Origin of the sequence: Pseudomonas sp. GD03858 (assembly GCF_029840925.1) — a bacterium.
GTDB lineage: Bacteria > Pseudomonadota > Gammaproteobacteria > Pseudomonadales > Pseudomonadaceae > Aquipseudomonas.
Genome location: NZ_JAOCDM010000157.1, coordinates 1 through 9,058 on the forward strand (window position 1 = coordinate 1; position 9,058 = coordinate 9,058).

Sequence of the window (9,058 nt, forward strand, 5' to 3'; positions counted from 1 at the left end):
GACAGGTTCGGCACGTTGCAACAAATGTAGGAGCGGCCTTGCGTCGCGATGCGCCGCGCGGGCGGCGCTCGATCTGATAGGCGAAACACCTCTGTCGGCGGACACCTTGAAAGGAATGGCCCTCACTTGCCTACGAAAAACCAACTTCAAGAATTAAAGGAATAATTGCAATCCAATAATTCGTTTGCGGACGCTATCGACGGCACGCTTGGATATGGCTCGAACCGAACAACAGGCCGCGTGTAGATGAATCAGGAAAGTATCAGCCAGTCCATCGCCATCGTTCACCCGATCACACTTTCCCATGGCCGTAACGCCGAAGTCTGGGACACCACTGGCAAGCGTTACATCGACTTCGTCGGCGGTATCGGCGTGCTCAACCTGGGCCATTGCAACCCGGCGGTGGTCGAGGCCATCCAGCAGCAGGCCGAGCGCCTGACCCACTATGCCTTCAACGCCGCGCCCCACGGTCCGTACCTGGAATTGATGGAGCGCCTGCGCCAGTTCGTCCCGCTCAGCTACCCCTTGACGGGCATGCTCACCAACAGTGGCGCGGAGGCCGCGGAAAACGCACTCAAGGTCGCCCGCGCCGCCACCGGCAAGCGCGCCATCGTCGCCTTCGACGGCGGCTTCCACGGCCGCACCCTGGCCACCCTCAACCTCAATGGCAAGGTCGCCCCGTACAAGCAGCGCGTGGGCGAGCTGCCCGGCCCGGTCTACCACCTGCCCTACCCCAGCGCGGACACTGGGGTGAGCTGCGAACAGGCGCTGCAGGCCATGGACCGCTTGTTCAGCGTCGAACTGGCTGTGGAGGACGTGGCGGCGTTCATCTTCGAGCCGGTGCAAGGCGAAGGCGGCTTTCTCGCCCTAGACCCAACCTTTGCCCAGGCATTGCGGCGATTCTGCGACGAACGCGGAATCCTGATCATCATCGACGAAATCCAGTCCGGCTTCGGGCGCACCGGGCAGCGCTTCGCGTTCCCACGGCTGGCGATCGAGCCGGACCTGCTGTTGCTGGCCAAGAGCATTGCCGGGGGCATGCCATTGGGGGCGGTGGTTGGTCGCCGGGAAATCATGGACGCGCTGCCCAAGGGCGGCCTGGGCGGCACCTACTCCGGCAATCCGATCGCCTGCGCGGCGGCCCTGGCCAGCCTGGCGCAGATGACGGACGAAAACATCGCCAACTGGGGGGAGCGTCAAGAGCAGGCCATCGTCCGTCGCGCGCAGCGCTGGACAGCCTTGTACCCGTTCATCGGTCGCCTGACCGGTGTGGGTGCCATGCGCGGTATCGAGTTCGTCAGCGCCGACGGCAGCCCAGCACCGGCGCTGCTGGCCAGGGTGCTGGAAACGGCGCGGGCCAAAGGCCTGCTGCTCATGCCTAGCGGCAAGGCACGGCACATCATCCGCCTGCTGGCACCACTGACCATCGAGACCGAGGTGCTCGAAAAAGGGCTGGATATCCTCGAGCAGTGCCTGGCGGAACTGGGCTGAGGCTTACAGGCCCAGCTCTTCGGGGGTGGGCATGTCACATTCGAAGGCAATCCAGCCGCCTTCGAGTTCGGCGTGACCGTTGACGATCGGGCCGTAGTAGCTGAGGCCGTTCTCCAAGGTGACGCAGATGTGCGTGGCGCCTTTCTCCGGCGCCCCGAGCGTACCGACGAAATGCACTTTCTTCAGCACCTCAGTCACCGCCTCAAGGCCCACGCGCATGTTGGTGTTCTCCGAGGCCTCGGTATCGCCCCCACGGTCTTCGGCGCTGATGGTCACGGTGGCGGTGTAGGGGTACTTGGTGCTCAAGCGGGGTTACCTCGGTTTTGAAGGGTTGGATTGCTGGCGCGTAAGAGTACGGCAGGCGGCCCTTGTTGTCTCTATTGGCCTCTTCGCGGGTAAACCCGCTCCCACAGGGATTTTCACATTGCCTGTGGGAGCGGGTTTACCCGCGAAGAGGCCAGGCCTGCAAAAGGTGATCTGAAGGGCCCGATCTGTTAGGGTGCCCGCCGATGCACGCCACACCACGCGAGGATACCGAGTGAGCGCCGAACAACCCCTGATCGCCGACCTGTTCGAGGTCGACAAACGCCTGACCCTCAAGCCCGTCGTGGACTTCAACAGCTACCTGCGCAACGCCTTCGGCGAGGGCCCCTGCCGCTGCCACCGCTGCGCCGAGGGCAATGGCGCAGAGGACGGTTACGAGCACCGCCACAGTTTCGAACTGGAAGGCCGTACCCTGCACCGGTGCTTCGCCAATACCGCAGGCAGCGACGTGCTGCTGGTGCTGAAGAAAGCCTGGCTGTCCTATACCAAGGCCGAGCTGGTCACCGTCGGCGCACTGGACATGACCACCCTCAAGTCGTTCACCGAGTCCGCCCTGCATGAACGCCTGCTGGCCTTGCTGCCGGCCAGCGGCCTGGCCCGTGAAAGCGACGGTCAATGGCAGTTGCAGGTGCTCGCCGACTGACGGTCGCCCCGGCAGGATTCTCCCGCTCTGCTACCTTGGGAGAATCCTCGCCCACAGGTGACCCGACCATGGCCCGCACGACCCCCATCGAGCTGTACCGCAACATCGGTATCGTTGCCCACGTGGATGCCGGCAAGACCACCACCACCGAGCGGATCCTGTTCTATACCGGGGTCAACCACAAGATGGGCGAGGTCCACGACGGCGCCGCGACCATGGACTGGATGGCCCAGGAACAGGAACGCGGCATCACCATCACCTCGGCGGCCACCACGGCCTTCTGGCAGGGCTCGACCCAGCAGTTCCCCCACAAGTACCGCTTCAACATCATCGACACCCCCGGCCACGTCGACTTCACCATCGAGGTGGAGCGCTCGCTGCGCGTGCTCGATGGCGCGGTGGTGGTGTTCAGCGGCGCCGACGGCGTCGAGCCGCAGTCCGAGACCGTGTGGCGCCAGGCCAACAAGTACCATGTGCCGCGCCTGGCCTATATCAACAAGATGGACCGCCAGGGCGCCGACTTCCTGCGGGTGGTGAAGCAGATCGACCAACGCCTGGGGCACCATCCGGTGCCGATCCAGCTGGCCATCGGCAGCGAGGAGAACTTCATCGGCCAGATCGACCTGGTGAAGATGAAGGCCATCTACTGGAACGAGGCCGACCAGGGCACCAGCTACCGCGAGGAAGAGATCCCGACCGAACTGCAGGATCTGGCCGACGAATGGCGGGCCCATATGATCGAGGCGGCGGCGGATGCCAGCGAAGAGCTGACCCTGAAATTCCTCGAGGGCGAGGAGTTCACCACCGAGGAAATCAAGGCCGCCCTGCGCCAGCGCACCATCGCCAACGAGATCGTGCCGACCATCCTCGGCTCGTCGTTCAAGAACAAGGGCGTGCCGCTGATGCTCGACGCGGTGATCGACTACCTGCCCGCCCCCAGCGAGATCCCGGCGATCAAGGGCACCGACCCTGACGACGAGGAAAAACACCTGGAACGCCACGCCGACGACAAGGAACCGTTCTCGGCCCTGGCCTTCAAAATCGCCACCGACCCGTTCGTCGGCACCCTGACCTTCGCCCGGGTGTACTCCGGCGTGCTCAGCTCCGGCAATGCCGTGCTCAATTCGGTCAAGGGCAAGAAGGAGCGCATCGGCCGCATGGTGCAGATGCACGCCAACCAGCGCGCCGAGATCAAGGATGTGTGCGCCGGCGACATCGCCGCGCTGATCGGCATGAAAGACGTGACCACCGGTGACACCCTGTGCGACATGGACAAGCCGATCATCCTCGAGCGCATGGATTTCCCCGACCCGGTGATCTCGGTGGCGGTGGAGCCCAGGACCAAGGGCGACCAGGAGAAGATGGGCATCGCCCTGGGCAAGCTGGCGCAGGAAGACCCGTCGTTCCGGGTCAAGACCGACGAGGAGACCGGCCAGACCATCATCTCCGGCATGGGCGAGCTGCACCTGGACATCATCGTCGACCGCATGCGCCGCGAGTTCAACGTCGAGGCCAATATCGGCAAGCCGCAGGTGGCTTACCGCGAGAAGATCCGCAACACCTGCGAAATCGAAGGGCGCTTCGTGCGCCAGTCCGGCGGTCGTGGCCAGTACGGGCATTGCTGGATCCGCTTCGCCCCGGGCGATGAAGGCAAGGAAGGCCTGGAGTTCGTCAACGAAATCGTCGGCGGCGTGGTGCCACGGGAGTACATCCCGGCCATCCAGAAAGGCATCGAAGAGCAGATGAAGAACGGCGTGCTCGCCGGCTATCCGCTGATCAACCTGAAGGCGGCGGTGTACGACGGCTCGTACCACGATGTCGACTCCAACGAGATGGCCTACAAGATCGCCGCGTCGATGGCCACCAAGCAGTTGTCGCAGAAAGGCGGCGCGGTGCTGCTCGAACCGGTGATGAAGGTCGAGGTGGTCACGCCCGAGGAGTACCAGGGCGATATCCTCGGCGACCTGAGCCGACGCCGAGGAATGATCCAGGATGGCGACGAGACCCCGGCCGGCAAGGTGATCCGCGCCGAGGTGCCACTGGGCGAGATGTTCGGCTACGCCACCTCGATGCGCTCGATGACCCAGGGCCGGGCCAGCTTCTCGATGGAGTTCACTCGCTATGCCGAGGCACCGGCGAGCATCGCCGATGCCATCGTGAAGAAGAATCGCGGGGAGTCATGAGGCGAGCGCTGCGCACTCGATTCGCGGGTAAACCCGCTCCCACAGGGATCGCGAAACCCTGTGGGAGCGGGTTTACCCGCGAATGCGTCAGGTCAGACAGCGCTGCGTGTCAGTGCTGCTCCCCCGCCCGCTTGAGCAGCTTCTTGCAGCGCTCCGACAGGTGCACCACCCGCAACTGCTTGCCCGCCTTGGCATAACGCTCGCGCAAGGTCTTCAGCGCCGCCACCGCCGAGTAGTCGACAAAACTCAGGTGCTGGCAATCCAGGGTGACCTTGGCCGGGTCATTGGCCGGATCGAACTGGTTCAGGAACGGCGTGGTCGAGGCGAAGAACAGCGTGCCATGCACCTGGTAATGCTTGCCCCCATCCCCATCTTCGTGACTGTCGGCATACAGCTCCCGCGCGTGCTGCCAGGCGAAATTGATCGCGGCGATGACGATGCCGAACAGCACCGCAGTGGCCAGGTCGGTGAACACCGTGACCACGGTCACCGCAATGATCGCCAGCACGTCACTCACCGGCACCTTGTGCAGCACCCGCAGGGAGGCCCAGGCGAAGGTCTGCTGGGCCACCACGAACATCACCCCCACCAGCGCCGCCAGCGGAATGCGCTCGATCAGCGGCGACAGGAACAGCACGAACAGCAGGATCATCACCCCGGCCACCACGCCCGACAGGCGCCCACGGCCATTGGAGCTGAGGTTGATCACGGTCTGGCCGATCATCGCGCAGCCGCCCATGCCGCCGCACAGGCCCGAGACCATGTTGGCCGCGCCCAGGGCCACGCACTCGCGGTCCGGGTAGCCACGGCTCTCGGTGATCTCGTCGGTGAGGTTGAGGGTCAGCAGGGTTTCCAGCAAACCGACCATGGCCATCAGCAGCGCATAGGGTGCGATGATCTTCAGGGTTTCGAGGTTCCACGGCACGTCGGGCAACGCCAGGCCAGGCAGGCCACCCGCGATATGGGCCATGTCGCCCAAGGTGCGGGTCGGCAGGCCGAGCAAGTAGACCAGCAGGCCAACACCGAGGATCGCCACCAATGCCGGCGGCACTGCGCGGGTGAGCTTGGGCAGTACGTAGACTACCAGCATGGTCAGCGCGACCAGGCCGATCATCAGGTACAGCGGCGTGCCAGTGAGCCAGTGCTCACCCTCCTTGAAGTGCTCCAGCTGCGCCAGGGCGATGACGATCGCCAGGCCGTTGACGAAGCCGAGCATCACCGGGTAAGGCACCAACCGCACCAGCTTGCCCAGACGCAGCGCGCCGAACAGGATCATCACCACCCCGCCCAGCAGCACCGTGGCCAGCAGGTATTGCGCGCCGTGCTGCACCACCAGGGCGACGATCACCACCGCCATGGAGCCGGCGGCGCCGGAGATCATCCCCGGACGGCCGCCAAACAGCGCGGTCAGGGTGCAGATGATGAAGGCACCGTACAGGCCCATCAGCGGATTGAGGTGCGCCACCAGGGCAAAAGCGATGCACTCGGGCACCAGGGCGAAGGAAGTGGTCAGACCGGCGAGCAGGTCGGCGCGTAGGCGAGCGGGTTTCATGAAGGTCCTGTACAGACAGCAATGGCAGCACACATTACCTGTGGGAGCGGGTTTACCCGCGAATGCGATGGTGCATTCCCTGACGCATTCGCGGGTAAACCCGCTCCCACAGGACATGCGTTGCCTTTTGGGGGCGAGACTGAAAATCGAGGGCGCGATGTTACGGAATTTGTCTGATAGCAGCCACCGTCAATCCGCACGGCAAGTTGCACGCAAATTTGCCATCATGTCCCTTCCACCTGCGGAGATCATGGACATGCCGCTACGCCCCCTGCTCGCCTCCCTGCTGCTGGCCGCCAGCCTCGCCGCCCAGGCCGCCACCGAGGTCATCCCCCTGCAACACCGCGCCAGCGCCGAACTGCTGCCCGCCGCCCAGTCGTTCCTCGGCAAGGACGGCAGCGTCAGCACCTTCGAGGACAAGCTGATCGTCAACGCCAGCCAGGAACGCATCGACGACCTGCGCGCCCTGCTGCAGCAGCTCGACACCGCGCCCAAGCGACTGATGATCAGCGTGGACAACAGCGACAGCAACTTCCAGGACAACCGCGGCAACGCCCGCGTCATTCGCTACGGCACCGCCAACCGCGAAGGCGGCCTGCAACAGGTGCAGGCCAGCGAAGGCCAGCCGGCGCTGATCCAGGTCGGTCAGAGCATCCCGGTCACCAGCACCGCCACCGACGGTTACGGACGCATCCAGAGCAACACCGAGTACCGCAATGTCACCCAAGGTTTCTATGTCACGCCACGCCTGAGCGGCGATACGGTTCGCCTGCAAATAAGCACGAACAACGACCGAATGAGCCAGGAACGTGCCGATGTAGTGAAAGTCCAGAGCACCGACACGACCGTCACCGGCAAGCTCGGCGAGTGGATCACCCTGGCCGGCTTCAACCAGCAGAGTCAGTCCGAGCGCAGCGCGTCAAGCCTCAGCTACAGCACCCAGCGCGGGGAAAACATGACATTGCGTGTCAAAGTCGACCTTCTGGACTGAAACCAGGCAAATCAAGGCCTCGACCGAAGGCCTTGAAACTGACTGCCAAGTCGCATTAGACCAAAGATGTAGTAAGCATAAAAAAGCACTACAAAACATTTGACAGGCTCTTTTCGCCAAGGGCATGATGGCCTCGCTCCCGCTAATCAGAGGCCCTGGCAAGGGTCTTCGAGGTGCGCTCCTCCCACCGTGGAGGCACCTCGTGTCCATACGGCCCACAAGGCGGTTCGACGGGATTGCGACTGCAACGAAGAAGTTGTCCCGAGGGACGGAAGCGCATCACCGCAGTTCTGGCAATCGCGTCGCACCGCAGCAAGGCAACCACGAGCCGACCTGCAGGGCACACCTTCGCCTGGCCTGCACAACCCTTCCCCTTCGAGCCTCCTGCGTTCGCCGCCGCACTCCCCCGGACAGCACAGCCGCCTGGCTTCTGATCTGCGTATCCGAGCATCAGCACAATTACACTCAAGATCGATGCGACGAGGTTTATTTCCATGGCACTGACACGCGAACAGCAAATTGCAGCCCTCGAGAAAGACTGGGCCGAAAACCCGCGCTGGAAAGGCGTGACCCGTACCTACACCGCCGCTGATGTCGTTCGCCTGCGTGGCTCGCTGCAGCCAGAGCACACCTTTGCTCGCCAAGGCGCAGAAAAACTGTGGAAGCTGGTCACCGAAGGTGCCCACCCGTCCTTCCGCCCAGAAAAAGATTTCGTCAACTGCATGGGCGCCCTGACCGGCGGCCAGGCAGTGCAGCAGGTAAAGGCTGGCATCCAGGCCATCTACCTGTCCGGCTGGCAGGTTGCCGCCGACAACAACTCGGCCGAGTCGATGTACCCCGACCAGTCGCTGTACCCGGTCGACTCGGTACCGACCGTGGTCAAGCGCATCAACAACGCCTTCCGCCGCGCCGACCAGATCCAGTGGAAAGCTGGCAAGAACCCGGGCGACGACGGCTACATCGACTACTTCGCGCCGATCGTGGCTGACGCCGAAGCCGGTTTCGGCGGCGTGCTGAACGCCTACGAGCTGATGAAGAACATGATCGAGGCAGGCGCCGCCGGCGTGCACTTCGAAGACCAGCTGGCCTCGGTGAAAAAATGCGGCCACATGGGCGGCAAGGTCCTGGTCCCGACCCAGGAAGCCGTGCAGAAGCTGGTTGCAGCGCGCCTGGCCGCTGACGTCTCGGGCGTGCCAACCATCATCCTGGCCCGTACCGACGCCAACGCCGCCGACCTGCTGACCAGCGACTGCGACCCGTACGACCAGCCGTTCGTAATCGGCGAGCGTACCCGTGAAGGCTTCTACAAGGTACGCGCCGGCCTCGACCAGGCCATTGCCCGTGGCCTGGCCTACGCCCCGTACGCCGACCTGATCTGGTGCGAAACCGCCAAGCCGGACCTGGAAGAAGCCCGCCGCTTCGCCGAGGCGATCAAGAAGGAATACCCGGACCAGATCCTGTCGTACAACTGCTCGCCTTCGTTCAACTGGAAGAAGAACCTGGACGACGCCACCATCGCCAAGTTCCAGCGCGAGCTGTCGGCCATGGGCTACAAGCACCAGTTCATCACCCTGGCCGGCATCCACAACATGTGGCACGGCATGTTCAACCTGGCGCACGACTACGCCCGCAACGACATGACCGCCTACGTCAAGCTGCAGGAGCAGGAATTCGCCGACGCCAGCAAAGGCTACACCTTCGTCGCGCACCAGCAGGAAGTCGGTACCGGCTACTTCGACGACATGACCACCGTGATCCAGGGTGGCGCCTCGTCGGTGACCGCACTGACCGGCTCGACCGAGGAAGAGCAGTTCCACTGAGTGCAGTGAGCTGTTGAGCAAGGCCCGGGATTCGCGAGGATCCCGGGCCTTCTT

The 9,058-nt window shown here is 63.8% G+C and carries 7 protein-coding genes; 5 read left to right on the forward strand and 2 right to left on the reverse strand.

Features of this window, described 5'->3' with window-relative positions; translation table 11 throughout:
* The first annotated feature begins 246 nt into the window (after positions 1 to 246).
* The gene (locus N5D48_RS24640; RefSeq protein WP_279888643.1) at positions 247 to 1,491 is read left to right on the forward strand and encodes an aspartate aminotransferase family protein; all 1,245 of its coding nucleotides are present in this window, start codon (positions 247 to 249) and stop codon (positions 1,489 to 1,491) included.
* Positions 1,492 to 1,494: 3 nt separating this feature from the next.
* Here N5D48_RS24640 and N5D48_RS24645 read toward each other — a convergent pair whose 3' ends face one another.
* A complete protein-coding gene (locus tag N5D48_RS24645; protein WP_062359438.1) occupies positions 1,495 to 1,797 on the reverse strand; it encodes a hypothetical protein in 303 nt (100 codons plus the stop codon).
* A 232-nt stretch (positions 1,798 to 2,029) separates the two neighbouring features.
* Between N5D48_RS24645 and N5D48_RS24650 the strand changes: the two genes are divergently transcribed.
* Together N5D48_RS24650 and fusA are read left to right on the forward strand one after the other, a co-directional pair.
* Positions 2,030 to 2,458, forward strand: coding sequence for a hypothetical protein (locus N5D48_RS24650; protein ID WP_279888645.1), 429 nt, complete (start codon positions 2,030 to 2,032; stop codon positions 2,456 to 2,458).
* Positions 2,459 to 2,526: 68 nt separating this feature from the next.
* Positions 2,527 to 4,641, forward strand: a complete 2,115-nt coding sequence (gene fusA / locus N5D48_RS24655) for an elongation factor G (protein WP_279888647.1) — start codon at positions 2,527 to 2,529, stop codon at positions 4,639 to 4,641.
* 109 nt (positions 4,642 to 4,750) lie between these two features.
* Here the strand turns inward: fusA and N5D48_RS24660 are convergent, their stop codons facing one another.
* Positions 4,751 to 6,193 (reverse strand): SulP family inorganic anion transporter, encoded by a 1,443-nt coding sequence (locus N5D48_RS24660; protein WP_279888649.1) that lies wholly within the window; start codon positions 6,191 to 6,193, stop codon positions 4,751 to 4,753.
* Between the two features lie 256 nt (positions 6,194 to 6,449).
* Here N5D48_RS24660 and N5D48_RS24665 point away from each other — a divergent pair, with 256 nt between their 5' ends.
* Both N5D48_RS24665 and aceA read left to right on the forward strand, forming a co-directional pair.
* The gene (locus N5D48_RS24665; RefSeq protein ID WP_279888651.1) at positions 6,450 to 7,184 is read left to right on the forward strand and encodes a secretin N-terminal domain-containing protein; all 735 of its coding nucleotides are present in this window, start codon (positions 6,450 to 6,452) and stop codon (positions 7,182 to 7,184) included.
* A gap of 494 nt (positions 7,185 to 7,678) precedes the next feature.
* On the forward strand, positions 7,679 to 9,004 hold the full coding sequence (gene aceA / locus N5D48_RS24670; protein ID WP_050706488.1) for an isocitrate lyase: 1,326 nt from the start codon (positions 7,679 to 7,681) through the stop codon (positions 9,002 to 9,004).
* The last annotated feature ends 54 nt before the right edge of the window (positions 9,005 to 9,058 follow it).